The organism is Microbacterium sp. R1 (assembly GCF_015159725.1).
In the GTDB taxonomy this organism is placed as follows: domain Bacteria; phylum Actinomycetota; class Actinomycetes; order Actinomycetales; family Microbacteriaceae; genus Microbacterium; species Microbacterium oxydans.
Window position 1 is genome coordinate 98,718 of record NZ_JADDUD010000002.1, and the last position, 25,504, is coordinate 124,221.

25 protein-coding genes and 2 tRNA genes are annotated in these 25,504 nt (G+C 65.2%); 14 read left to right on the forward strand and 13 right to left on the reverse strand.

The window, feature by feature from the left end; genetic code table 11:
* The first annotated feature begins 12 nt into the window (after nucleotides 1-12).
* Together trxB and trxA are read left to right on the forward strand one after the other, a co-directional pair.
* Complete coding sequence (gene trxB, locus ILP86_RS12285) at nucleotides 13-993, forward strand: thioredoxin-disulfide reductase (protein WP_046747958.1); 981 nt, start codon at nucleotides 13-15, stop codon at nucleotides 991-993.
* 65 nt (nucleotides 994-1,058) lie between these two features.
* Complete coding sequence (gene trxA / locus ILP86_RS12290; protein ID WP_021201395.1) at nucleotides 1,059-1,382, forward strand: thioredoxin; 324 nt, start codon at nucleotides 1,059-1,061, stop codon at nucleotides 1,380-1,382.
* Between the two features lie 85 nt (nucleotides 1,383-1,467).
* On the opposite strand, the gene ILP86_RS12295 is transcribed toward trxA, so the two are convergent.
* The 11 genes from ILP86_RS12295 to rpmH all read right to left on the reverse strand — a co-directional run bounded on the left by ILP86_RS12295 (nucleotide 1,468) and on the right by rpmH (nucleotide 10,600).
* Complete coding sequence (locus ILP86_RS12295; RefSeq protein ID WP_179516369.1) at nucleotides 1,468-1,998, reverse strand: GrpB family protein; 531 nt, start codon at nucleotides 1,996-1,998, stop codon at nucleotides 1,468-1,470.
* Between the two features lies 1 nt (nucleotide 1,999).
* Nucleotides 2,000-2,335 (reverse strand): hypothetical protein, encoded by a 336-nt coding sequence (locus ILP86_RS12300; protein ID WP_046747959.1) that lies wholly within the window; start codon nucleotides 2,333-2,335, stop codon nucleotides 2,000-2,002.
* A 9-nt stretch (nucleotides 2,336-2,344) separates the two neighbouring features.
* Nucleotides 2,345-3,793, reverse strand: coding sequence for a sugar porter family MFS transporter (locus tag ILP86_RS12305; protein ID WP_227751221.1), 1,449 nt, complete (start codon nucleotides 3,791-3,793; stop codon nucleotides 2,345-2,347).
* Nucleotides 3,794-3,853: 60 nt separating this feature from the next.
* Entirely contained in the window at nucleotides 3,854-4,825 is a 972-nt protein-coding gene (locus ILP86_RS12310) for a ParB/RepB/Spo0J family partition protein (RefSeq protein ID WP_174799742.1), read from the reverse strand.
* Complete coding sequence (locus tag ILP86_RS12315) at nucleotides 4,825-5,700, reverse strand: ParA family protein (RefSeq protein WP_227751222.1); 876 nt, start codon at nucleotides 5,698-5,700, stop codon at nucleotides 4,825-4,827. The genes ILP86_RS12310 and ILP86_RS12315 overlap by 1 nt, the downstream gene beginning before the upstream one ends.
* A gap of 1,830 nt (nucleotides 5,701-7,530) precedes the next feature.
* Nucleotides 7,531-8,154, reverse strand: a complete 624-nt coding sequence (gene rsmG, locus ILP86_RS12320) for a 16S rRNA (guanine(527)-N(7))-methyltransferase RsmG (RefSeq protein ID WP_058630981.1) — start codon at nucleotides 8,152-8,154, stop codon at nucleotides 7,531-7,533.
* A 36-nt stretch (nucleotides 8,155-8,190) separates the two neighbouring features.
* Nucleotides 8,191-8,682: a R3H domain-containing nucleic acid-binding protein gene (locus tag ILP86_RS12325; RefSeq protein ID WP_046747964.1), complete on the reverse strand. Its 492-nt coding sequence runs from the start codon at nucleotides 8,680-8,682 to the stop codon at nucleotides 8,191-8,193.
* On the reverse strand, nucleotides 8,679-9,749 hold the full coding sequence (gene yidC / locus ILP86_RS12330) for a membrane protein insertase YidC (RefSeq protein WP_058630955.1): 1,071 nt from the start codon (nucleotides 9,747-9,749) through the stop codon (nucleotides 8,679-8,681). The genes ILP86_RS12325 and yidC overlap by 4 nt, the downstream gene beginning before the upstream one ends.
* Nucleotides 9,750-9,752: 3 nt before the next feature.
* On the reverse strand, nucleotides 9,753-10,103 hold the full coding sequence (yidD, locus tag ILP86_RS12335) for a membrane protein insertion efficiency factor YidD (protein WP_046747966.1): 351 nt from the start codon (nucleotides 10,101-10,103) through the stop codon (nucleotides 9,753-9,755).
* Nucleotides 10,100-10,456 (reverse strand): ribonuclease P protein component, encoded by a 357-nt coding sequence (gene rnpA, locus ILP86_RS12340; RefSeq protein WP_082108634.1) that lies wholly within the window; start codon nucleotides 10,454-10,456, stop codon nucleotides 10,100-10,102. The genes yidD and rnpA overlap by 4 nt, the downstream gene beginning before the upstream one ends.
* Before the next feature lie 6 nt (nucleotides 10,457-10,462).
* Nucleotides 10,463-10,600 carry a 50S ribosomal protein L34 gene (gene rpmH, locus ILP86_RS12345; protein WP_013584598.1) on the reverse strand — a complete coding sequence of 46 codons (138 nt, stop codon included), beginning with the start codon at nucleotides 10,598-10,600 and terminating at the stop codon, nucleotides 10,463-10,465.
* A gap of 316 nt (nucleotides 10,601-10,916) precedes the next feature.
* Between rpmH and dnaA the strand changes: the two genes are divergently transcribed.
* The 7 genes from dnaA to ILP86_RS12380 all read left to right on the forward strand — a co-directional run bounded on the left by dnaA (nucleotide 10,917) and on the right by ILP86_RS12380 (nucleotide 20,954).
* Nucleotides 10,917-12,311, forward strand: a complete 1,395-nt coding sequence (gene dnaA / locus ILP86_RS12350; RefSeq protein ID WP_046747968.1) for a chromosomal replication initiator protein DnaA — start codon at nucleotides 10,917-10,919, stop codon at nucleotides 12,309-12,311.
* Nucleotides 12,312-12,805: 494 nt separating this feature from the next.
* Nucleotides 12,806-13,948 (forward strand): DNA polymerase III subunit beta, encoded by a 1,143-nt coding sequence (gene dnaN, locus ILP86_RS12355; RefSeq protein ID WP_046747969.1) that lies wholly within the window; start codon nucleotides 12,806-12,808, stop codon nucleotides 13,946-13,948.
* Between the two features lie 95 nt (nucleotides 13,949-14,043).
* Nucleotides 14,044-15,234 (forward strand): DNA replication/repair protein RecF, encoded by a 1,191-nt coding sequence (gene recF, locus ILP86_RS12360; protein ID WP_058630954.1) that lies wholly within the window; start codon nucleotides 14,044-14,046, stop codon nucleotides 15,232-15,234.
* Entirely contained in the window at nucleotides 15,227-15,745 is a 519-nt protein-coding gene (locus tag ILP86_RS12365; protein WP_058630953.1) for a DUF721 domain-containing protein, read from the forward strand. Before recF ends, ILP86_RS12365 begins: the two co-directional genes overlap by 8 nt.
* 118 nt (nucleotides 15,746-15,863) lie before the next feature.
* A complete protein-coding gene (gene gyrB / locus ILP86_RS12370; protein ID WP_082108635.1) occupies nucleotides 15,864-17,954 on the forward strand; it encodes a DNA topoisomerase (ATP-hydrolyzing) subunit B in 2,091 nt (696 codons plus the stop codon).
* A gap of 43 nt (nucleotides 17,955-17,997) precedes the next feature.
* On the forward strand, nucleotides 17,998-20,553 hold the full coding sequence (gene gyrA / locus ILP86_RS12375) for a DNA gyrase subunit A (protein WP_046747972.1): 2,556 nt from the start codon (nucleotides 17,998-18,000) through the stop codon (nucleotides 20,551-20,553).
* A complete protein-coding gene (locus ILP86_RS12380) occupies nucleotides 20,550-20,954 on the forward strand; it encodes a DUF3566 domain-containing protein (RefSeq protein ID WP_017829919.1) in 405 nt (134 codons plus the stop codon). Before gyrA ends, ILP86_RS12380 begins: the two co-directional genes overlap by 4 nt.
* Nucleotides 20,955-21,024: 70 nt before the next feature.
* Here the strand turns inward: ILP86_RS12380 and ILP86_RS12385 are convergent, their stop codons facing one another.
* The gene (locus ILP86_RS12385) at nucleotides 21,025-21,735 is read right to left on the reverse strand and encodes a VIT family protein (protein ID WP_046747973.1); all 711 of its coding nucleotides are present in this window, start codon (nucleotides 21,733-21,735) and stop codon (nucleotides 21,025-21,027) included.
* 126 nt (nucleotides 21,736-21,861) lie between these two features.
* Between ILP86_RS12385 and ILP86_RS12390 the strand changes: the two genes are divergently transcribed.
* The 5 genes from ILP86_RS12390 (at nucleotide 21,862) to ILP86_RS12410 (ending at nucleotide 24,977) form a co-directional block, all read left to right on the forward strand.
* Nucleotides 21,862-23,130 (forward strand): histidine kinase, encoded by a 1,269-nt coding sequence (locus ILP86_RS12390; RefSeq protein ID WP_046747974.1) that lies wholly within the window; start codon nucleotides 21,862-21,864, stop codon nucleotides 23,128-23,130.
* Nucleotides 23,118-23,807 carry a response regulator transcription factor gene (locus tag ILP86_RS12395; RefSeq protein ID WP_058630950.1) on the forward strand — a complete coding sequence of 230 codons (690 nt, stop codon included), beginning with the start codon at nucleotides 23,118-23,120 and terminating at the stop codon, nucleotides 23,805-23,807. Before ILP86_RS12390 ends, ILP86_RS12395 begins: the two co-directional genes overlap by 13 nt.
* Nucleotides 23,804-24,721, forward strand: a complete 918-nt coding sequence (locus ILP86_RS12400) for a hypothetical protein (protein WP_193762106.1) — start codon at nucleotides 23,804-23,806, stop codon at nucleotides 24,719-24,721. The genes ILP86_RS12395 and ILP86_RS12400 overlap by 4 nt, the downstream gene beginning before the upstream one ends.
* Nucleotides 24,722-24,805: 84 nt before the next feature.
* Nucleotides 24,806-24,879, forward strand: a tRNA-Ile gene (locus tag ILP86_RS12405).
* A gap of 25 nt (nucleotides 24,880-24,904) precedes the next feature.
* Nucleotides 24,905-24,977 (forward strand) — tRNA-Ala (locus ILP86_RS12410).
* A gap of 55 nt (nucleotides 24,978-25,032) precedes the next feature.
* Here the strand turns inward: ILP86_RS12410 and ILP86_RS12415 are convergent.
* Nucleotides 25,033-25,479 (reverse strand): GNAT family N-acetyltransferase, encoded by a 447-nt coding sequence (locus ILP86_RS12415; protein ID WP_061016339.1) that lies wholly within the window; start codon nucleotides 25,477-25,479, stop codon nucleotides 25,033-25,035.
* Nucleotides 25,480-25,504: the final 25 nt, after the last annotated feature.

Genomic DNA, 25,504 nt, shown 5'->3' on the forward strand with positions numbered 1-25,504 from the left:
GACGGAGATCACATGCGTCAGGTCATCATCATCGGCTCCGGCCCCGCCGGATTCACGGCTGCCATCTACGCGGCCAGGGCGAACCTCAAGCCGCTGCTCATCGCGAGCTCCGTCGAGGTCGGCGGAGAGCTGATGAACACCACCGAGGTCGAGAACTACCCCGGCTTCCCCGAGGGGATCCAGGGACCTGAGCTCATGGCCAAGTTCCAGGAGCAGGCGGAGAAGTTCGGCACCGAGGTCGTCTACGACGATGTCACCGAACTCCAGCTCGAGGGGCCCGTCAAGAAGGTCATCCTCGGCAGCGGTGCGGAGCACGAGACGCAGTCCCTCATCTACGCGACCGGCTCGGCGTACCGCAAGCTCGACATCGCCGGCGAAGAGCGCCTCTCCGGCTACGGCGTCTCCTGGTGCGCCACGTGCGACGGGTTCTTCTTCCGCGAGAAGACGATCGCCGTCGTCGGCGGTGGCGACTCCGCCATGGAAGAGGCCACGTTCCTCACCCGCTTCGCAGACAAGGTCTACGTGATCCACCGCAAGGACACCCTGCGGGCCTCGAAGATCATGCAGGAGCGCGCCTTCGCGAACGAGAAGATCGAGTTCGTGTGGAACAGCGAGGTCGCCGAGGTCCTCGGAGGCGACTCCGTGACCGGTGTGCAGCTGCGTTCCACGGTCGACGGCACGCTCAGCGACCTCCCGCTCGACGGGCTCTTCATCGCGATCGGCAACGACCCGCGCACGCACCTCGTGCACGACAAGCTCGAGCTCACGCCGGAAGGCACCATCTGGGTCGACGGCCGCTCGTCGAAGACGTCGGTTCCGGGAGTCTTCGCTGCCGGTGACGTGATCGACCCCACCTACCGTCAGGCCATCACGGCGGCCGGCTCCGGCACGGTCGCTGCTCTCGACGCGGAGCACTTCCTGGCCGACCTCGAAGACCCTTCCGTGGAGGTTCCGGCCGCCGAGGCCGCGGAGATCCTCACCGCCACCGCGTAGGGGCGGGAACACTTTTCCCTCGCCCGCTGTTGTAGCAGGCGAACCTCGAATCAAGGAGAACTCTGATGAGTGCAAAGGCTACGAGCCAGGCGACCTGGGAGCAGGACGTTCTGCAGGCCGACGGTCCCGTGCTGGTGGACTTCTGGGCCGAGTGGTGTGGTCCGTGTCGTATGGTCGCACCGGTCCTGGACGAGATCCAGGCGGACAACCCCGACAAGATCACCATCCTCAAGCTCAACGTCGACGAGAACCCTGAGCTGGCGATGAAGTACCAGATCACGTCGATCCCGGCGATGAAGGTCTTCCACGGCGGTGAGGTCAAGACGACCATCATCGGCGCGAAGCCCAAGTTCGCGCTGGAGAAGGACCTGGCCGCGTTCATCGGCTGAGTCCCCCGAGACGAAGGGCCGCACCTCCCGGGGAGGTGCGGCCCTTTCTCGTGTCCGCCCCGAGTCGTCCCGCGGACCGCTCTGGTCAGTCTTTGTCGTACACGGAGACCGACGGCAGCCCGCGAGCAGCACGTGCACGGTCGACGAGGAGCTGAACCACCGCGGTCTTCCCCGCGTTGTACGACTCGTCTCCCCTGCGCGAGGCGTCAACCGCAGCGTGCTTCGCCCGCTCGTAGAGCCGGGCATCCTCCGGATTCTGCAACAGCCAGTCGCGAAGGATGCGCTGGTTCACCTGATCCCAATCGGCGGCTTCGAAGAAGTGGGCGATTCGCGTACGTACACCGTTCTCTTCGATGATCATCACCCGATGGCTTCGCACACTGCTCCCGACCGCCCATCCTGCGGCCTCGAGCCCAGGTCGATGCAGCTCGAGGTCTTCGTCATCGGCGATGCGCACCGCGACGTCGATGATCGGCTTCGCGCTCATCCCGGGGATCGCCGTGGATCCGACGTGTTCGACGAGCCAGTCCGGATTCCCATGCCTGCGCAGTTCCGCCGCGACATGTACGAAGGTCTCCGACCACGTCGGGTCATGCGGAACGAGCACGACCTCCACGTCAGGAGGCGTCGGCGACGGTCGGGTCCCAGCGGCGATGGCGCTGCTTCTCGTCGAGGAGGCCCCAGACGGCCGAGGTCAGCTCCGGGTACTCCAGGGCGATCTGCCGCAGCACCCGGTAGTGCCTGGCCGCGTTGGGGCGCACACCGTCGTTCGCATTGATGTTGTCGGCGCGCAGCAGGTAGACGACGAGTTCGTCGACGCTCGGGAGCTCCTCCATGAACTCCCACGGATCCTCTCCGCCGAGAAGCCGCTCCTGGATGAGGACCGCGAGTTCGTCCGACGCTTCGGCGCGCAACACTTCCAGGCTGGCGCGGCGCTGTACGGACTCGGTCATACTCCCAGCCTACGTCGGCTGCGGACCCCGCCGGCGCTCCACCTTCATGTTCTCCGTCATGTCCTCGAGCTCCTTGCCCTTGGTCTCCGGCACCTTGAAGAACACGAAGAAGAACGACAGGAGCGCGAAGAACGCGTAGAACCCGTAGGCGAACGTGAGGCCGATCTCGGCGAAGGCCGGGAAGGTGGTGGAGATGAAGAAGTTGGCGACCCACTGTGCCGCTGCGGCCACCGCGAGGGCTCCGGCTCTGATGGAGTTCGGGAAGATCTCGCCGAGCAGAACCCAGACCAGCGGCCCCCAGCTCGCACCGAAGAACACCACGAATCCGTTCGCACAGACCAGGGCGATCGTGGCCCACGGGTCGGGGAGCGTCGCCGTCCCCTGCGCATCCAGTGTGCCGAACGAGAAGGCCACTGCCATGAGGCCGAGCGTCACGGTCATGCCGACCGAGCCCACCAGCAGCATGATCCGGCGACCGACCCTGTCGACGAGCAGGATCGCCACGATCGTGACCACGATGTTCGTGACCGAGGTGATGACGGAGGTCAGGAGAGCACTGGACTCATCGAAGCCCACCGACTGCCAGAGCGTCGTCGAGTAGTAGAAGATGACGTTGATACCGACGAACTGCTGGAAAACGGACAGCAGGATGCCGATCCAGACGATGGGCTTCAGCCCCAGGCGATTACCACGCAGATCACGCAACGATTCCGAGCGCTCCGTGTTGATCGTGCCGGTGATCTCCTCGATCTTGCCCTGGACGTCGACCGTGCCGGTGACGGTCTCCAGCACGTCTGCCGCCCGTTTCAGCTCGCCCTTGCGCACCAGATAGCGCGGAGATTCCGGGAGTCGCAGCGAGACCAGTCCGTAGACCAGCGCAGGGATCGCGGCGACCATGAACATCCAGCGCCAGGCGGTGAGTCCCCACAGCGGCTGGTCCGCCGCGCCGGCGATGCCTGCGAGCAGCGCATCGGAGAGCAGCGCGGCGAAGATACCGGTGACGATCGCCAGCTGCTGCAGCGAGCCCAGGCGACCTCTGATCGCTGCGGGTGACACCTCGGCGATGTACGCCGGCGCGATCACGGAGGCGGCTCCGACTCCCAGTCCCCCGATCACCCGCCAGATGATGAGGTCGACGACGCTGAAGGCGAGACCGGATCCGATCGCGGAGATGAAGAACATCGTGGCCGCGACCACCATCACGGGGATGCGTCCGTACTTGTTGGAGACGGGGCCGGCGAACCACGCGCCCACGGCACAGCCGATGAGGGCCGACGACACGGCGAATCCCTTGAGCGCAGTACCGAGGTCGAATCCGGAGACGTCGCCCGCGAGCGCGTCGACCGCCCCGTTGATCACTGCGGTGTCGAATCCGAAGAGGAATCCACCCAACGCGGCGGCGATGCTGACCGCGATCACACGGCGCTTGATGGCTGCTGGACCGGCTGTTCTCGACATGACATCCCCCTCGTCGTCACGATGACGCGAGTCTAGGCTAGCGCTGCCGCTGGCGGGACCTCACTTCGACGAGCCGTAACCGCCTTCTCCGAGCTCCTCGAGAATCCGATTGAGATCCTGGATGGAAGCGAAATCGATAGTGACCTGCCCTTTTCGCGCTCCCAGTGCGATCTTCACACGCGTGTTGAGACGGTCGCCGAGCTTGCCGGCCACCTCATCCAGATACGCGCGTCGCGCACCCGGGGTCGGCTTCGCGGACGACCCGGCACGGGGCTGTGCCTTCGCCGCTTCCTCCGTCGCGCGCACCGAGAGGTCTTCATTCACGACCTTGTCCGCAAGGCGCTGCATCGACTCCGGTGTCTCGAGACTCAGGATCGCTCGCGCGTGCCCGGCAGTGAGCACTCCGGCAGCCACCCGCTGCTGCACCGGGACGGGGAGCTTCAGCAGTCGAATCGTGTTGCTGATCTGCGGGCGGGAACGGCCGATGCGCGTGGCCAGTTCCTCCTGGGTGATTCCGAAGTCGTCGAGCAGCTGCTGGTATGCAGAGGCCTCTTCGAGCGGGTTCAGCTCTGAACGGTGGAGGTTCTCCAGCAGGGCGTCGCGCAGCAGATCCTCGTCTGCGGTGTCACGGACGATCGCGGGGATGACGTCGAGGCCGGCCTCGCGCGCGGCGCGCGTGCGGCGCTCCCCCATGATGAGCTCGTACTCGCCATCGGCGTTCTTTCGAACCACGACGGGCTGCAGCACCCCGAACTCGCGGACGCTGTGCACCAGCTCTGCGAGATCCTCGGGGTCGAAGTGCGTCCGAGGCTGACGCGGATTCGCGACGATGCTGTTCGGGTCGACCTGGACCAGATGAATGCCGGGGACATTCTCGAGCTCCGGCGCCTCGGCATCGGCCACGGGAGCCGCCTCGGTGCTCGTCTGTCGCAGGCTCGCGCCCGGGAAGAAGACATCGACGGGACGTTCCGACTGATCCGCCGTGGGGATGAGGGCACCGATGCCCCGGCCCAGTCCAGTGCGCTTCGCCATCATTTCTCCTTGCTCTGCGTCGCTCTGCGCGACGCGATCTCAACAGCGGCCTCACGGTATGCGATCGCGCCGGCGGATTGGGCGTCGTAGGCGATCACGGTCTGGCCGAAACTCGGGGCCTCGGATACCCGTACGGATCGAGGGATCACGGTCTCCAGCACCTGCTCGGGGAAATGCGTCCGCACTTCCTCCGCGACCTGTTGTGCCAGACGGGTACGCCCATCAAACATCGTCAGCAGGATCGTCGAGAGGTGGAGCACCGGGTTCAGGTGCTTCTGGATCATCTGAATGCTGCCGAGCAGTTGGCTCAATCCTTCCAGTGCGTAGTACTCGCACTGGATGGGGATGAAAACCTCTGTCGCGGCGGTGAAGGCGTTGATCGTGAGCAGGCCCAGGGAGGGTGGGCAGTCGATGATGACGAAGTCCATCGGGTGCTCTGCGAGGTACACGTCGAGCGCGCGACGAAGACGATGCTCTCGAGCGACCTGCGCGACCAGCTCGATCTCCGCCCCCGCGAGGTGGATCGTGCTCGGTGCGCAGAAGAGGTTGGGATCCTCCGGGCTCTGCTGCACGATGTCTGCCAGCGGAAGCTCGTCGATCAGCACGTCGTAGACACTGGAGACCTCAGCACTGTGGGGTACTCCCAGGGCTGTGGATGCGTTTCCCTGCGGGTCGAGGTCGATGACCAGCACCTTCCCGCCCATCCCTGCCAGTGCGGAAGCGATGTTCACGGCGGTGGTGGTCTTTCCCACGCCACCCTTCTGGTTCGACACCGTGAGAACGCGGGTTTCGCCGGTGAACTCCACGGCAACCCCTTCGAGTGCGCGCCTGCGGGCGGAGAGGTCAGCGAGTTCCCGCGCAAGCGGCGTGTCCATCCCGAACGATTCGCTCGAGGATGTCTTCTCGGATGGTTTCACGTGAAACATCCACTCCTTTCGGGGCCGCGTTCCACTCTAATCGCAAGCAGAGACGTTCGATGACGAGAGCACTGTCGCAGCTCGAGCGAAGTACGTCGGGGTCCTTGTTCCCGCGGCCAGTCTCCGCCAGACCGGCTTCTCGCGCTCCGCTCCCCGCATCGCTTGGCGGATGTTTCACGTGAAACAGTGCGCACTGTGGCGATGATGACGACAGCTAGCCTGCCGGGCTGCCCTCTCCCGGTGCTGGCGGGTACAGCGCACCCCACTTGCAGGAGTCTCCACAGTAGACGGAGTGTGCCGGGGCCGTCAGATGGAATCGCCGACAGAGTGACGAGCTTCGCTGCGCTCGGCACCGCCACGCCGGTCATGTTTCGGTGTCACCACCCACTGACCCAGACGGGGGTGGTCCTCACGCCTCTGGCCGGCCACGGCGAGGAACTCCCCCTGCGCTGCGCCACGCATGTGGTTTCAGACGTCCCTGTGTCGGCAGAGCCGGCGGGCGCCGTCCGACTCGCAGCACCAACAACTTCTATCCCCCGGGTGCCTGTGACACTCCGTCTATCCTCAGGCGCTTCCGGCGCACGTCGAGATCTGTTCTCTACCGCACAGAGGATGACTCAGCCCACTCTCTTCGACCAAAGGGCCGTCACACGCGGTCTGGTCTGGATGTTTCACGTGAAACACCGTCGACCGGCGAAACCACGAAGCCGTCGTATGCCATCCGCCGGGCAGCAACCAGGAGCTTCTCACCGCCGGCTGCCTGCGACACTCCGTCTGTTGTCAGGGACCGGACGCGCGACAGAGGATGACTCAGCCCACTCTCCTCGACCAGAGGGCCGGCATAGGTGGTCCGGTCTGCATGTTTCACGTGAAACACCGTCGAGAGGCAAGACCATGAAGCCGTCGTAGGCCATCCACCGAGCAGCCACCAGGAGCATCTCACCGCCGGCTGCCTGCGACACTCCGTCTAGTCTCAGGGACTTGGGCGCGCGACAGATCTGTTCTCTACCGCGCAGAGCAAGCCCCCTCCTCGACGGAGAGGGCTTCATCAGCGGTCCGATCTGCATGTTTCACGTGAAACACGGTAGAAGAGCAACATTATGAAGCCGCCACCCTTCGATGTCGGGATTCACTTGAACCTAGTCCGGACGATTCCCGGCCACCGAGCTCTCACGTGGACCGCCCCATCATGCGGGGTTAGCGCAACCCGAACGCCCCGGGTCTATGCCAGGGCTTCACGCCAGGGGTGTTGTGCCTCGAATGTCGCGCCACGGATGTTACGGGGCTACACGCCAGATGACCGAGTCGACAACTCTCCTCCCAGGACGCCGCGCGCCCGGAACTCCCCCTCTATGGCGTACCCGTTTCACGTGAAACACCGCGTACGCGGACGGCACCAGAGCCATCACGACGCAGCGCACGAGGATGCCTGGCTAGTGGTGCTCACGAGACGTAGTGCACAACGATTCCGAGCCTCTCCCAGCGATGCAGAACCATTCGAGCGACATGATGCCGATGCCGATGGCGATGGTGAGGTGTCCTAACTGGGGAGCTGCGGCGATAGGGCCTCCCCTCCCGGCGAACATCACGCTGCGTGCGGCGCGCGAATCCGCTTTCAGATGGGCAGTCGGTCTCGTCGAGGTCGTGATAGCCCTGGTTGGTCGCGCGCGGAGCGAGGCATTACGGGCGCCAAAGCACGGAGACGGTGATGCCCGAGCGATGAGACCCTGCCGATGAACACGAAGGGGGATGTTTCACGTGAAACATCCCCCTTCGATGAAGACGTGACTAGCGGACGCGCGCGCGAATCACCCGAGTCGTCTCGGGGATGACTCCCTCACCCAGCACCTCGACGCGAACGTCCGAGAGGCGGAACTTCTTGATCTGCTTCTGTGCGGCATCGATCTCGTTCGCTGCATTCATGCCTTTGAGCAGAGTGAGCTCGCCACCGTCACGAACCAGCGGTGCGGTCAGCGGAATCAAGGTACGGAGCGCACTCACCGCACGAGCAGTGACCACATCGAAGCCCTCCGGAGGACGTACGTCCTCCGCGCGAGCTCGCAGCACCACGACGTTGGACAGATCCAGCGCCTCCACCTGCTCGTTGAGCCAGATGACCCGTCGTTCCATCGGCTCGATCAGCGTCCACTGCACATCAGGACGCGCGATCGCGAGCACGAGACCCGGTAGGCCGGCCCCCGAACCGATATCCGCCACCGAACCGTGGAACAGCGGAGCGGCGATCGCACTGTTGAGGATGTGTCTCGTCCACAGGCGCGGGAGCTCGAGGGGGCCGATGAGGCCGCGCTCCTCCCCCTCGCGGGAAAGAGCAGCCGTGAAGGCACGCGCCACGTCGATACGATCCCCGAAGAGACCTGCAGCGGAAGAGGGCTCCTGCTCGAGATCACTCATGATCGTCCCCGTTCGACCGATGTTTCACGTGAAACGTCAGCGTCGGCGCAGGACCGTGTGACGGTCAGCACCCTCGCCGTAGGACTCGGAGACAAGGCCCCGGTCGGCGGCGATGTCATGGACGAGCTTGCGCTCATAGCTCGACATCGAGGGCAGAGATGCCTGGGAGGAACCCTCGTCGAGTTTGGCGGCCGCGGCGTCGACCAGGGTCTCCAGCTGACGACGACGCGTGTCGCGCGAGCCTGCGATGTCGAGGATCAGTCGTGAGAAGGAACCGGTCTTGCTCTGCACCGCGAGACGAGTCAGCTCCTGCAGAGCCTGCACGGTCTCCGGAGCGGAGAGCAACGCCAGCGCATCGCCCTCAGCCTCGACGGAGACGTATGCCCGGCCCTGCCGCACATCCAGGTTCAGATCACCGTCGATGTCCGCGATGTCGAGAAGCTCCTCGAGGTAGTCCGCCGCGACGTCTCCCTCATTCTCGAGCTGGGCCACAGTCGGCTCGGTGTTGTCGGTCATGGTCTCGCTCATGAACCGCTCCCCTTCTTCTTCGCACGCTTCTTGCCGACCGGCTGCTGACGCTTCGGTGCTTCTGCCTTCGCCTTCTCGGCCTCTTCGAGCAGACGCTGCTGCTCAGCCTCGTAGGCAGCCATCGGAACGACCTTGCCGGAGGAATCGATCGCCTTGCCCTTGCGTGCAAGACGTTCCTCGCGTGCCTTGGCAGCTTCGGAACCGGGAGTGGGCATCTCGCGGATGACGAGGAACTGCTGACCCATGGTCCAGAGGTTCGAGATGAACCAGTACACGACGACGCCGAGCGGGAAGAAGACACCCGAGAAGATGAAGCCCAGCGGCAACACGTACAGCATGATCTTCTGCATCTGGTACGCCTGGCCGGTTTTGGCCTCGGGCGACAGGTTCTTGGAGATGATCTGCAGCTGCGTGAAGAACTGCGACCCGATCATGAGCACCACGAGCGTGACCAGGATGATGATGGCCGTCGTGTTCTGCGCATCGATCGCGTTACCCAGCGTCTCGTGCAGCGACGCCACACCGAACAGCTTCGCGTCGTAGAACTCCTTCGTCAGCTCCGGACTGAGGAGACCGACACCACCGATGTTGTCTCGAGCGTGCTTGCTGACATCGCTCAGCACGCTGTAGAGCGAGAAGAAGATCGGCATCTGCACCAGAAGCGGCAGACAGCTCGACATCGGTGTCGTACCGTGCTTCTTGTACAGCGCCATGGTCTCGCGGCTCATGGCCTCACGAGAGAGCTGATCCTTCTTGCCGCGGTACTTCTCCTGAACTTTTCGCAGTTCAGGAGCGATTTCCATCATCTTGCGCTGGCTCTTGATCTGCTTGACGAACAGCGGAATGAGAGCAGCACGGACGACGATCACGAGTCCGACGATCGACAGCACCCAGGTGATGCCGGAGGCCGCGGGCAGACCGACAGCCGTCAGCAGCCAGTGCCAGGCGACGAGGATCAGCTCGACCACCCACTTGAGCGGCCACAGGATGGTGCCGATCAGATCGAAGCCACCCCCCGCCGGTTGAGGGCTGGGAGTCGCGCTGGCGAGCAGAAGGTCAAGACCCACCGATCAGTCCTTTCGGGAAGGGACGACGAAACCGTGTGCGGTCAGGTCGTAACGGAAGTGTTCGTGCGGACGGACGTCATCGACGCCGCCGGTGGTCCAGGGGTTGCAGCGGAGGATGCGCCATGCGGAGAGCGCCGCCCCCTTCACTGCGCCGTGCTGCTGCACCGCACCTACAGCGTAGGCGGAACAGCTGGGGTAGTACGCACAGACATCTCCATACATCGGCGAGATGACCTTGCGGTAGGCGGTGAGGAACCCCAGCACGAGATTCCGCGGGATCACCGGAATGCTCCGCACCAGGTCCTGCGCATGCAGATGTGCGGTCCCGACGGACGACGCCGGAAGGGCGGTCATGCCGACACCGCGGAAGCCGCCGGCTCCAGGCGGCGGAGGCACCGATCGACATCGGCTCGGAGCTCCGCGTAAGAGGCGGTCGCAGACGCAGGAAGGGCACGGATGACGACATCCGTGCCCTCAGGAACCCGTGGAAGCGCCTCCGCACACACCGCCTTGAGCCGACGACGCACGGAGTTGCGCACCACTGCGGTGCCCACCTGCTTGCTGATGATGAATCCGAACCTCGCGGCTCTGTTCTCGCCCGTGGTCAACACCGAGGTGATGACACGCGCCCCGCCACAACGGGATCCGCGACGAACGACCAGACGATAGTCGCTCCCGCGAGTCAGCCGATACGGGCGGGCGAGCACAGCGGACTACGCAGAGAGCTCGGTGCGGCCCTTCGCGCGGCGGGCGGCGAGGATGCCACGGCCGGCACGCGTACGCATGCGGGCGCGGAAGCCGTGCTTCTTGGCGCGACGACGGTTGTTGGGCTGGAAGGTGCGCTTGCTCATGGAATCACTCCGGGAATGCTGCCACCGGGTTCACTTCGACCGGAGACATGGGGTACTGCCAAAAATGGCATAAGTCAACCAAGTAAGGGTACGTCTTACCGGCGCACAGAGCAAATCTGGGCTCTCACGGAGCCGTCGCGCGGTACCGGGTGCACAGCCATTATCCACAACCTCCGGACCTCGCGTCGACGCAACACGCCCGCGTGATTCCAAGGGCAGGTTGCCGTTCACAGCCGGGATGACTACCGTGGCATCCTAAGTTATCCACAGGGGACACGGCACGTAGACCCCGCCTCGATCACCCGTCCGGAGCGTCATGTCCTCACCTGCCCAGCCCGATGTCCCCATCTGGACCACGGTGCAGGAGCTTCTGGTCGACGACGACCGGGTGACACCCCAACTGCAGGGCTTCCTCAGCCTGGCCGTCCCGGCCGGAGTGATGTCGGCCACGCTCTATCTCGAGGTTCCGAACGATCTCACGGCCGCGCAGATCAACAAGCGTCTGCGTCTCCCGATCATGGAGGCCCTCTCGCACATCGGCGAGGAGGTCACCTCCTACCGCGTCGTGGTCAACCACGAGCTCGCCGAGCAGCAGACCGCGCCGATCGCCGTCGGCGACTTCGGCCGTCAGGAGCAGACGCGCAGCGAATCCCCCATGGAGCCTGCGCCCACCCCGATGCGCCACGAGTCGCGCCTCAACCCGAAGTACACCTTCGACAACTTCGTGATCGGACAATCCAACCGCTTCGCTCACGCAGCCGCCGTCGCGGTCGCCGAAGCACCGGCCAAGGCGTACAACCCCCTCTTCATCTACGGCGACTCCGGACTGGGCAAGACCCACCTCCTCCACGCCATCGGCGATTACGCGCAGTCCCTCTACGCGGGGGTGAAGGTCAGATACGTCTCCAGCGAGGAGTTCACGAACGACTTCATCAACTCCATCGCCAACAACCGGGGTGCTGCCTTCCAGGCGCGATACCGGGAAGTCGATATCCTCCTCATCGACGACATCCAGTTCCTGCAGGGGCGGGCCGAGACCCAGGAAGCCTTCTTCCACACGTTCAACACCCTGCACGACCACAACAAGCAGGTGGTCATCACCAGCGACGTGGCTCCCAAGCTCCTCACCGGCTTCGAGGACAGGATGCGCAGCCGCTTCGAGTGGGGTCTCATCACCGACGTCCAGGCGCCCGACCTGGAGACCCGCATCGCCATTCTCCGCAAGAAGGCCCAGAGCGAGTCTCTGCACATCCCCGACGAGGTGCTCGAGTACATCGCCACGGTGGTGTCATCCAACATCCGCGAGCTGGAGGGGGCACTGATCCGCGTCTCCGCGTTCGCGAGCCTCAATCGATCGCCTCTCGACATCGCGCTCGCCCAGACCGTGCTGCGCGACATCATCGACACGGCAGAGGACAACATCATCTCGCCGACCGACATCATCACGGCGACCGCGCAGTACTTCAAGCTCACCGTCGACGACCTGTACGGGTCCAGCCGCTCGCAGCAGATCGCCACCGCTCGACAGATCGCCATGTACCTGTGCCGGGAACGGACGAACCTCTCCCTCCCCAAGATCGGGCAGCTGTTCGGCAACCGCGACCATACGACCGTCATGTACGCGTACAAGAAGATCAGCGAGCTCATGAAGGAGCGTCGCTCCATCTACAACCAGGTCACCGAGATCACGACCCAGCTGGGACGGCGCTGACACGCCGCGTCTCGGAAAAAGGGGAGGTCCGCACCTGATCGGGTGCGGACCTCCCCTTTTTGTCACCCGGACAGGGGTTCTGATCTCTCGATTGATACCTCTATGCACATGTGGATAACTTGTGGATGACCGTGGATTCGATCGGGACGAATGTGGGTCGATCACCCAAACCTGTGGATAACTCCGGGAGGGGCTTCGAGCACCTCACCCCCGCCAACCCGCGGATTCCTCAGGGTTTCCACAACTGACAACTGTGTAGTTCCCTACTCGCTCTTGCTATCCACCGACTTATCCACAGTATCCACAGCTGTTAACACCGTTAAGGAGTTAAGTCATTCAGGGCGCGATCCGATCACCAGACGGTGTGGAGAGCCGACCGTCGAATGACAGGAACCTCGGCGTAGGGATACGCCGGACTGTGGGGCTAGCATGGGAAGCCCTGCACCGGCAGGGCCGACGACGACGCGTCACAGTTCGACGACAAGGGAGCACCCGTGAGGTTTCAGGTCAACCGCGATGTCTTCAGCGAGGCTGTCTCGTTCGTCGTCAAGCTCCTGCCGCAGCGCAACCCACAGCCGATCCTCGCGGGAGTGCTGATCGAGGCGGACGGTTCCGGCCTCACGCTCTCGGCATTCGACTACGAGGCCTCCGCTCGAACCACCATCGAGGCCACGGTGGAGACCCCGGGCACGATCCTGGTCCACGGTCGACTTCTCTCGGACATCGCCAGCCGCCTCCCGAACGCTCCGATCGAGATCGCGGTCGAGGAAGACGGCGGCATCGCGGTGACCTGTGGCTCCGCGCGGTTCACCCTCGCCGCCATGCCGGTCGAGGAATACCCGTCCATCCCCGAGGTCACCGGCTCGTCGGGAGTCGTTCCCGCCGACGACTTCGGCACCGCCATCGCGCAGGTCGGATTCGCGGCTTCACGCGATGACGTCACGCCGGTGCTCACGGGTGTGCAGCTCGAGGTCTCCGGCCAGACCCTGAGTCTTGTCGCCACCGACCGCTACCGCGTCTCGCTCCGAGACGTGCCGTGGGACGGTGAAGCGGTCGAGGCCACCGCGCTGGTTCCCGCGCGCACGCTGCTGGAGGTCGGGAAGACCTTCGGACACGCCGGAACGATCCAGGTCGCGTTCTCCGGAGCCGGCGACCGCGAGATCATCGCGTTCACCGCAGGAAACAAGACCGTCACCTCGCTCCTGATCAAGGGCAACTTCCCGCCGGTGCGTCGTCTGTTCCCCGAGCAGACGGACCACTACGCGGTCGTGAACACCGCCGACCTGGTCGAAGCGGTCCGCCGCGTATCGCTCGTCCTCGATCGCGCCGCTCCGCTGCGTTTCACGTTCTCGAACGACAGCGTCACCATGGACGCCTCCGGCGGAGACCATGCGCGCGCTTCCGAGTCGGTCGACGCGATCCTCTCCGGCGGTGACGAGGTCACGCTCGGACTGAATCCGCAGTACCTGATCGAGGCTCTCGGCGCCGTGAAGAGCGAGTTCGTGCGCGTCACCTTCACATCGAGCGACAACGCCAACAAGCTCAGCCCGGTCCTCATCACGAGTCAGACCTCGGTCGATCAGGCCGGCCTCGACTCGTTCAAGTACCTGCTGCAGCCCAACCTCCTCCTGCGCTGACCCCGCTCGGCGAGAGCAGGGAGCTTAACGCCTCCCCATCCCCGAGATTCACCGACACTGAATCAGGTGTCGGACACCGAAGGTAGGCTGACTCCGTGATTGTGGAGCACCTGAGTCTGGTCGATTTCCGCAATTACGCGACCGCCGAACTCGCTCTCCACCGCGGTCCGAACGTCCTCGTGGGCAGGAACGGCCAGGGCAAGACGAACCTCGCCGAAGCGGTCGTGTTCCTGGCGACTCTGGGGTCCCATCGTGTCTCCTCGGACGCACCGATGGTCCGCGACGGACAGGAGTTCGCCGTCATCAGGGCTCGCCTCTCTCACGGGGAGCGCCGTGTCCTCGCCGAGGTGCAGGTCAACCGGCAGGGATCGAACAAGGCGCGCATCAACGGGTCGCCGTCGAAGCCGAACGAGCTCCCCCGGTATGCACACGTCGTGCTGTTCGCTCCGGAGGACCTGCAGATCGTGAGAGGCGATCCCTCGGCTCGTCGTCGGTTCACCGATCAGCTCCTCATCCAGCGCACCCCGAGACTCGCCGCCGTCCTCGCCGACTACGACCGTGTGCTCAAGCAACGGAACGCGCTCCTGAAGTCGGCCAGGGCCAGGGGAATCCGCGGCGAGGCGCTGAGCACTCTCGATGTGTGGGACGACAAGCTCGTCTCCCTCGGTTCGGAGATCATCACCGCTCGACAGCGGCTGGCCGTGGATCTGCAGCAGCCGGTCGCCGATGCGTACGAGGCGATCGCCGGGGCCGACCACCGCCCGCAGCTGGAATGGGCCCTCTCGGTCGGCGGAGGAGATCCCGAAGAGGGCGAAGATGCCGCGGACGGAGGAAACGCCGGATCATCGGTCGACCGGCTCGGAGATCCCGGGCACATCGCCGAGTTGTTCCGCGCCTCGCTCGCGGCGAAGCGGTCGAACGAACTCGACCGCGGACTCACCCTCACCGGTCCGCATCGCGATGACCTCGTGCTGCGTGTTCGCGACCTCCCTGTGAAGGGCTATGCATCGCATGGCGAGTCGTGGTCTGTGGCCCTCGCGCTGAGGCTGGCCTCGGCCGAGCTGTTGCGCAGCGAGTCCCCGGCCGGAGATCCCGTCCTCATCCTCGACGACGTCTTCGCGGAACTCGATGCCGATCGTCGACAGCGCCTCGCCGCCCTGACGGCAGGATACGAACAGGTGGTGGTGACGGCAGCGGTGGAGGAGGATATCCCCGAGGTACTGCACGCGCACGTGGTGCGGATCAGCGCTGGAACGATCAGCGACGAGAGGGGGACGGATGACTGACGCGGCATCGACTCCCCCGGTCTCCACTCCGCCGGCTGACGTCCCGGAGACGATCGGCACGTACCTGCGACTGCGCGGCCTGCAGCCGAGCTCGAAGAGCTGGAAGCGCAAGCGGCGCATCACCACGGACGACGACAACGCGCCGTTCACGCCGGGGCGCGATCCCGGCGCGCTCGGCGCCGTGCTCGACAAGCTGAGTCGGGACTCGGGATGGCAGATCACCCTCGCGCGGGAGGACCTCGTTCGGCAGTGGGCCGACCTCGCTGGTGCCGACACCGCGAAGCACTCGGAGCCGGTGTCTCTGGAGCGCGGTCTGCTCACCGTCAAGTGCGATTCGACGGCGTGGGCGAAGAACCTGCAGTTCATGCGGGCGACGATCCTCACGGAGATCGGTCGACGGTATCCGGATGCGGGCGTGGAGAACCTCCGGTTCATCGGACCGGACGTCCCCTCGTGGAAATGGGGTCCCAGAGCCGTTCCAGGACGGGGCCCACGCGATACCTACGGGTAGGGCACCATCCGAGGGGGTCGAAACGCTCAGAGGCCCACACACGGCCGTTGAGCGGCATTTCTCGACGAAACTCCGCTAGAATGGGAGTTCGTGATATCGATGTGGAGAATGCCCTCTGATGACGCCTGAATCCCCTGCTGACGAGACGGAATCGAACACCGGGGGAACCCCCGCCCCTTCGACTGGCTCAGGGACCCAGACTCCACAGCCCGCACCCAAGGCGAAGCAGCCCGGAGAGTACGGCGCGGATTCGATCCAGATCCTCGAGGGCCTCGAGGCTGTGCGCAAGCGCCCTGGCATGTACATCGGGTCGACCGGTCCCCGAGGCCTGCACCACCTGGTCTACGAGATCGTCGACAACTCGGTCGATGAGGCGCTGGCCGGATACGCCGACACGATCCTGGTGACGATGCTCGCCGACGGCGGCGTGCGCGTCGTCGACAACGGCCGAGGAATCCCGGTCGACCCGCACTCGTCGGACCCGAACAAGTCGACGGTCGAGGTCGTCCTCACGATCCTGCACGCCGGCGGAAAGTTCGGCGGCGGCGCGTACGCCGTCTCCGGTGGACTGCACGGCGTCGGCTCCTCCGTCGTGAACGCCCTTTCGACGCGGTTCGACGTGGAGGTCAAGCAGAAGGGCTTCGTCTGGCGGCACAGCTTCGCCGACGGCGGTGTCCCCCAGCAGAAGCTCGAGAAGGGCGAGGCGACCGACGAGACCGGGACGAGCATCACGTTCTGGCCCGACGCGGAGATCTTCCAGGAGACGACCGAGTTCGACTACGACACCCTCCGCACGCGGTTCCAGCAGATGGCGTTCCTCAACAAGGGGTTGCGCATCGAGCTGCGCGACGAGCGCGAGTCGTCGGCCTACGAGGTCGAGGAGGACGGCGCGACCGTCACCAAGCAGCCCGGCGATGTGTTCTTCTACGAGCGCGGTCTGGTGGACTACGTCGAGTACCTCAACAAGGTGCGCCACGCCGAAGTGGTCAACGACGAGATCATCGCCTTCGAGTCGGAGGACACCGAGCGCAAGATCTCGCTCGAGGTCGCGATGCAGTGGACGACCTCGTACACCGAGAACGTGTTCACCTATGCCAACACCATCAACACCCACGAGGGTGGAACGCACGAGGAAGGCTTCCGTGCGGCACTGACGACCCTGGTCAACAAATACGCGCGAGCGAACAACCTCCTCAAGGAGAAGGACGACAACCTCTCCGGCGACGACGTGCGCGAGGGACTGACCGCAGTCATCTCGATCAAGCTCGGCGAGCCCCAGTTCGAGGGACAGACCAAGACGAAGCTCGGCAACACCGAGGCGAAGGCGTTCGTGCAGAAAGTGGTCGGCGACCAGCTCGGCGACTGGTTGGAGCGCAACCCGAACCAGGCGAAGAACATCATCCGCAAGGCGATCGATGCGGCCACGGCTCGTCTCGCCGCGCGGAAGGCCCGTGAGACGGCGCGTCGCAAGAGCGTCTTCGAGTCGGCGGCCATGCCGGACAAGCTCAAGGACTGCACGAGCAAGGATCCGTCGATCAGCGAGATCTTCCTCGTCGAGGGTGACTCGGCCGGTGGTTCCGCCGTGCAGGGTCGAGACCCTCACACCCAGGCGATCCTGGCCCTCCGAGGAAAGATCCTCAACGTGGAGCGCGCGCGTCTCGACAAGGCGCTCGGCAACAAGGAAGTCCAGGCGATGATCCAGGCCTTCGGCACCGGCATCGGCGAAGAGTTCGACATCGAGAAGGCGCGCTATCACAAGATCGTGCTGATGGCCGATGCCGACGTGGACGGTCAGCACATCACCACCCTGCTGCTGACGCTCCTTTTCCGCTACATGCGCGGGCTCATCGAGGCCGGTTTCGTGTACCTCGCCATGCCGCCGCTCTACCGGCTCAAGTGGTCGAACTCGGCTCACGAGTACGTGTTCAGCGACGCCGAGCGCGACGCCCTGCTGAAGCACGGCATCGAGAACGGCAAGCGCATCCCGAAGGATGCCGGCATCCAGCGCTACAAGGGTCTCGGTGAGATGAACCCGAAGGAGCTGTGGGAGACGACGATGGATCACACCACTCGCACCCTGCAGCAGATCACCATCGAAGACGCGGCCGCGGCCGACGAGATCTTCAGTGTGCTGATGGGCGAAGACGTCGAGTCCCGACGCAGCTTCATCCAGCGCAACGCCAAGGACGTCCGCTTCCTCGACATCTGATGCCCGCGGGCTCAGACCAGATGTGTGACAGAGAGATTGATTGATGACTGACGAAGAACGCACCGAGCCGGAACACGACCACGGCAAGATCGATCAGGTCGACCTGCAGTCGGAGATGCAGCGCAGCTACCTCGACTACGCCATGGCCGTCATCGTGGGGCGTGCGCTCCCCGATGTGCGTGACGGCCTCAAGCCGGTGCACCGCCGTGTCATCTACGGCATGTACGACGGTGGATTCCGTCCTGACAAGTCGTTCTCGAAGTGCGCCCGTGTGGTCGGCGAGGTAATGGGTCAGTACCACCCGCACGGTGACTCGGCGATCTACGACGCCCTCGTGCGACTGGTGCAGCCGTGGTCTCTGCGGTATCCGCTGGCCCTCGGGCAGGGCAACTTCGGCTCCCCCGGCAACATGGGTGCCGCGGCTCCGCGATACACCGAGACCAAGATGGCTCCGCTCGCGCTCGAGATGGTGCGCGACATCGAAGAAGACACCGTCGACTTCACCGACAACTACGACGGCCAGACGCAGGAGCCGACGGTCCTGCCCGCCCGTTTCCCGAACCTGCTCGTCAACGGCTCGGTCGGCATCGCGGTCGGAATGGCCACCAACATCCCGCCGCACAACCTGCGCGAGGTGTCCGACGCGGCGCTCTGGGCACTCGACAACCCCGGCATCTCCCGCGAGGAACTGCTCGAAGGCCTGATCCAACGCATCCCGGGCCCGGACTTCCCGACTGGCGCGCAGATCCTCGGCACCAAGGGCATCCACGAGGCTTACCGCACCGGCCGCGGCTCGATCACCATGCGCGCGGTCGTCAATGTGGAGGAGATCCAGGGTCGTACCTGCCTCGTCATCACCGAGCTGCCGTACCAGGTCAACCCGGACAACGTGGCGGTGAAGATCGGCGACCTCGCCCGTGACGGCAAGATCACCGGCATCGCCGACATCCGTGACGAGTCGTCGGACCGCACGGGTCAGCGCCTGGTCGTGGTGCTCAAGCGCGACGCGGTCGCCAAGGTCGTGCTGAACAACCTGTACAAGCACACGCAGCTGCAGGAGAACTTCGGCGCGAACATGCTCGCGATCGTCGACGGCGTCCCCCGGACGCTCGCGATCGACGGGTTCATCTCGAACTGGATCTCCCACCAGATCGACGTGATCGTGCGACGGACCGAGTTCCGCCTTCGCGAGGCCGAGAAGCGCATGCACATCCTGCGCGGGTACCTGAAGGCGCTCGATGCGCTCGACGAGGTCATCGCGCTGATCCGTCGTTCGCAGACAACAGCCGACGCCAACGAGGGCCTGCAGAAGCTTCTCGACATCGACGAGATCCAGGCCGATGCGATCCTGCAGATGCAGCTGCGCCGGCTCGCAGCCCTCGAGCGTCAGAAGATCATCGATCAGGCGAACGAGCTCGAGGCGCAGATCACCGACTACAAGGCGATCCTGGCCGACGAGGGCCGTCAGCGGACCATCATCCGGGAAGAGCTGACCGGCATCGTCGAGCGTTTCGGCGACGAGCGCCGCACCCACATCCTGCACGGCTTCGACGGCGACGTCTCGATGGAGGACCTCATCGCCGAAGAGGAGATGGTGGTCACCGTCACGCGCGAGGGCTACATCAAGCGCACGCGCAGCGACAACTACCGTTCGCAGCACCGCGGCGGCAAGGGCGTCAAGGGTGCCCAGCTGCGGGCGAACGACATCGTCGAGCACTTCTTCGTGACGACCACGCACCACTGGCTGCTGTTCTTCACCGACAAGGGTCGCGTCTATCGCGCGAAGACGTACGAGGTGCCGGAGGCCGGTCGCGACGCCAAGGGCATGCACGTGGCGAACCTGCTCGCCCTGCAGCCCGACGAGAACATCGCCCAGGTGCTCGACATTCGCGACTACCAGGTGGCGGACTATCTGGTGCTCGCGACGCGTGACGGACTGGTCAAGAAGACCCGTCTCGACAACTACGACACCAACCGTCAGGGCGGTGTCATCGCGATCCGTCTGAACGAGGAGGACGAGCTCGTCAGCGCGCTGCTCGTGAACGCCGAGGACGACATCCTCCTCATCAGCCGTCGAGGCATGTCGGTGCGCTTCGAGGCGACAGATGAAGCCCTGCGCCCGATGGGCCGGGCGACGGCCGGTGTCCGCGGAATGAAGTTCAAGATCGATGAGGACTGCCTGCTCTCGGCATCCGTCGCCGCGCCGGGGAAGTTCGTCTTCGTGGTCACCGACGGCGGCTATGCGAAGCGCACCGCGGTGGAGGAGTACCGGGTTCAGGGTCGCGGCGGAACGGGCATCAAGGTCGCCAAACTCAACGATGATCGGGGCACTCTCGCGGGTGGTCTGATCGTCTCCGAGGACGACGAGGTCTTGGTGGTTCTGTCCAGCGGCAAGGTGGTACGCTCTGCCGTGGCCGAGGTCCCCGCCAAGGGTCGAGACACCATGGGAGTGGTGTTCGCCCGTACGACGGAGGCCGACCGCATCCTCGCCATCGCCCGTAACGGTGAGCGCGGCCTCGCCGAAGAAGAGGCCGATGCGGAGGACGCAGAGACCCAGGCCCCCGAGACGACCCAGACCCCTGAGGATACAGACGCATGAGCACAGTGGCCGACAAGCTGGCGAAGAAGTCGACCCGCAAGACCAGCGGAAAGCAGGTACGCCTCCGACTGGTCTACGTGGACTTCTGGTCGGCCGTGAAGCTCTCGTTCCTCGGAGCCGTGGCCCTCGCGGTCGTCACGATGGTCTCGTTCTTCCTCATCTTCCTCGTGTTCCAGGCGACGGGGATCATGACGACGGCGGAGAGCTTCCTGCTCGGCATCACCGACAACACGTTCGTGCTGTCCGAGGTCGTGGGACTGCCGCAGGTGATGGCCTTCGCCGCCGTGGTGGCGATCCTGAACCTGATCGTCTTCACGGTGCTCGGCGCCGTGGTCGCCGGAATCTACAACCTCGCGGTGAAGGTGACCGGCGGACTGCTGGTCGGCTTCATGTCGAACTGATCCTCGGTACGGATCCACGAAGGGCGGGTGCTGCGGCACCCGCCCTTCGTCGTTGCTCGGCGCGGGATCGCTAGACCACGCCGGTCGTACCGAGGAGGGTGCCGATGAGCCAGGTCGCCGCCAGTGCGAGTCCGCCGCCGACGACCAGCCGTATGGATGCGCGCATCGGAGCGGAGCCGCCGATCTTCGCCGACAGGGTTCCCGTCACCGCGAGCGCGAGAAGCACTGCGACGAACGTCACGGGCACGCGCCATTCCGGAGGGGGAAGGAGGATGGCCAGCAACGGCAGCAGTGCTCCGAGAGTGAACGCCACCGCGGAGGAGAGCGCCGCGTGCCACGGGTTCACGAGGTCATCCTGATCGATGCCCAGTTCCACTTCCAGATGGGCGGAGAGGGCGTCGTGCGCGGTGAGCTCCTCGGCCACCTGGCGCGCTGTCTCCGGCGAGAGCCCGCGGTCGCGATAGAGCTGGGTGAGTTCGTCGAGCTCCACGGCCGGCATCGTACGGAGCTCCTCGCGCTCCTTCGCGATCAGTGCCCTCTCACTGTCACGCTGACTGCTCACCGACACGTACTCGCCGAGGGCCATCGAGATCGCGCCTCCGACGAGGCCGGCGATTCCCGCTGTGAGAAGTGCGGCGTTGTCGGTCGTGGCGCCGGCCACCCCGACGACGAGTGAGGCGACCGAGACGATGCCGTCGTTCGCGCCGAGCACTCCTGCGCGCAGCCAGTTCAGTCGCTGACCGAGACCGGTGCCGTGCGGTTCCCCCTCATGCGTACTCATGCCCCCAGTGAAGCAGAACCGTCGTGGTCGAACCGCGACGATCACGGGAACTCTTACGGAAAACCCGAATCGGAGTGTCCGGTTGGCTCGCTGTCGTGGCCTCCCCCACCGCCGTACCTTGGAACCATGACCACTCAGACTGCGACCCCGGCTTCCGCAACAGCGGTGAAGCCGCCGTTGCGCATCTTCCTCACGATCCTGCATCTGGCAGGCGTCGGCGTCCTGGGCGGCGCCATCTTCGGCACGCTCGGAGGCCTCCTCGGTACCGGACTCGGACTCCTCTTCGTCGCCGGTATCGGTCTGGTCCTGCTCGTCGGCTTGGTCTATGCCCTCTACGGTCTCGGCTGGTTCGAGATCGCTCGGGTCGGGTCGCTGTACCGGACTCCGGTCGGCCCCCTGCGGCTGCAGCCACGCGACCGCCCCGGCTTCGTCGGATGGCTGCGCGCATTGGGCCGGCAGGCGATCGATGGACGCATGTGGCGCGCTGTCGCCAACTTCGCCATCTCCGCCGTGCTCGGGTGGGTCGTGCTTCGGCTGTTCTGGGGCCTGATCTGGTCGATCGTCGTCTCGTTCGCACCGCTCACCGGAGTCGACTCCGTGATGGGACCGTTCGGCGGCGGGGGCATTCCTGCCGAGTGGGCCCCGCTCATCGGGATCCTGGGCATCGCAGCCTGCGTCGTCGGGATCATCGGCCTCGCACTGCTGCATCGCACCCTGTCGCTCGCGATCGTCATCCGCAGCAGGGAGACGGAGCTCACCGAGCGTGTCCGTACCTCGACGGCCCAGCGCGAGGGGGCCGTGCGCGCCGCCGATGTCGAGCGCACCCGCATCGAGCGCGATCTGCACGACGGAGTCCAGCCCCGTCTCGTCTCCGTGGGGATGACGCTCGGGCTCGCTCAGCAGAAGATCGACAGCGATCCCGGTGCGGCGAAGGAACTCATCAACGAGGCTCACACCTCGACGAAGGCGGCCATCACCGAGCTGCGTCAGCTCGCACGCGGCATACATGCCTCCGTGCTGGACGACCGGGGGCTCGACGCCGCACTGTCGGCACTCGCGGGACGCTCCCACATCCCCGTGCACCTCGACGTGCGGATGGACGGTCGGTGCAGTCGCGAGGCCGAGGCCGCCGTGTACTTCTCGATCGCCGAGTCCCTGACCAACGCGGCGAAGCACTCCCGAGCCAGCGAGGCCCGTGTGGTCGTGCGGCTGCGTGACGGCAACACGCTGTGGGCGCGGGTCGAGGACAACGGCATCGGAGGAGCGCAGGTGCAGCCGGGCGGTGGTCTCGACGGCATCGCGAACCGCATCCTCGCCGCCGGCGGAACCTTCCGCCTCGACAGTCCTCAGGGCGGTCCCACCAGCCTGGAGGTGAGCGTCCCGTGCGCATCCTGATCTGCGAGGACTCGGTCCTGCTGCGCGAGGGCCTGGTCCGTCTGCTCGAAGACGCCGGTCACCAGGTGGTCGCCGCTCTTCCCGACATCGAGGGTCTCGACCAGGCCGTCGTCACGGAGGCACCCGATCTATGCATCCTGGATGTGCGTCTCCCTCCGACCTTCACAGACGAGGGGATCCGGGCCGCTCTCGGTCTGCGGTCGACCCACCCGTCGCTCGCGATCCTCGTGCTCTCCCAGTACGTCGAGGAGCGTTACGCCTCCGACCTGATCGCGGCGCAGGGTGGCCCTCTCGGCTACCTGTTGAAGGATCGGGTCGCCGACGTCTCGGAGTTCCTCGCCTCCGTGCAGCGGATATCCGAGGGAGCCACCGTGCTCGACCCCGAGGTCGTCGCCCAGCTGCTGACACGGCGTAACCGTGATGATCGGATGCTGCGGCTCACCGAGCGCGAGCGCACCGTGCTCGCACTGATCGCCGAGGGCAAGTCGAATCAGGCGATCGCCGGACTGCTGTTCCTCTCCGAAGCCAGCGTCGAGAAGCACATCACCTCCATCTTCCAGAAACTGGGCTTCGAACAGGACGAGTCGGGCAACCGCCGTGTGCTCGCCGCCCTCGCCCACATCGAGAACACCGGTGGCACGACGCCGCCGACCGGCCAGACAGGAGTGGCACGATGACCACCGACAACAACGGGGACCAGGGCGGACACACCCCGCTCACCCCGCCACCCGCCTCCGTTCCGCAGTCTGACGCTCCGCACGCGGCTCCGACCCCTCCTCCCGCCGGCCGCTCGTCCGGTGCGACCGCGGTCATGGTCGTGACGGCGGTGGTCGGTGGGCTCGCACTTCTCGGCGCCGGCGGAACAGCAGCCGCGGCAGCCGTCGGCACCATCGCCACTTCGAACCGTGCCGACTCCGTGCAGAGCGTGGGTGTCGCCGGGCTGGAGAGCATCGACCTCTCCGCCGACGCCAGCAGCATGCGGGTCGAGTTCGGCGACGGCGACGAGGCCACACTCGCCATCACGAACGGACGCGGTACCCCGTGGAGATTCGAACGTGACGGCGACGAGCTGGTCGTGCGGAGCCCGCAGGGGGTCTTCGGATGGTGGATCGGCGGCTGGTTCGGTGAGGAGGAGGTCGCTGTGCTCACGCTCCCGGAGAGCCTTCGCGACGCGGGACTCGATGCCGACCTGAACCTCAATGCGGGCAGCCTCGATGTGGCCGGAGACTTCGGGATCCTCGATGTCAGTGTGAACGCGGGTGCTCTCGACATCCAAGGAGCCGCGAAAGAGCTCGACGTGCAGATGAGCGCCGGTCGTGCCGACATCCTGCTCGACGGCATCGCCCAGGCCGACCTCGGTGTCTCCGCGGGTGATCTCACCGTGGAGCTGACGGGAACGCCTCCCGCGCTGACATCCATCGACGTCAGTGCCGGCACTCTCGATCTGACCGTTCCCGACGTCGAGTACGCGATCTCCCAGGAGATCAGCGCGGGCACGCTGAACGCCGAAGTGGATGAGGCGTCGAGCTCGCGGAGGACGATCGACGTCTCCCTCTCGGCCGGCACCGCGACCATCCGACCGGGTCGCTGAAGACGATCGAGGGGGAGACACTCCCGGGCGCTCCCCCTCGATTCGGATTTTCCGTCTTTCTCCGGTAAAGTCTTGGAGGTTGACGGGGCTATAGCTCAGGCGGTTAGAGCGCTTCACTGATAATGAAGAGGTCCCAGGTTCAAGTCCTGGTAGCCCCACTCCTTAACTCAAGAAATCCCTCACGGGGCCTTAGCTCAGTTGGTAGAGCGCCTGCTTTGCAAGCAGGATGTCAGGAGTTCGAATCTCCTAGGCTCCACAGGATGAAGAAGCCCCTGGCACCTGCCGGGGGCTTCTTTCCTTCGGTCACCGTTTCAGTCGAGATCGATCTCGTAGTGGATCATGCCCGACCGCGACGCGACACGATCGTAGAGGCCCCGCGCCGTGGTGTTCGACTCCGCTGTGAGCCAGTAGAGCTTGGACGACCCGTGCTGCTCCGCCCATGCGCGCACGTGAGTGATCAGCGCCCTGCCGACACCACCGCCGCGCACGTCTGGCGCGACGAAGAGATCTTCCAGATAGCAGTAGTCCGTGATCGTCCAGGTGCCGGCGTGCGTCAGCCAGTGGACGATGCCGACCGCGACGCCGTTGTCATCGCGGGCGATCGCACCACGGATCCCCGATCCGCGGTCGACGAGTCTCCTGAAGGTCGCCGCCGTGGTCGCGTCATCGAGGTCGGTCTCATAGAAGGACAGGTACCCCTTCCAGAGCACCTCCCATTCGGGGCGGTCCTCGGCAGTGATCGCAGCGATCGTCGTCATGAGTCGAGAGTAGCGAGTGCGCGCA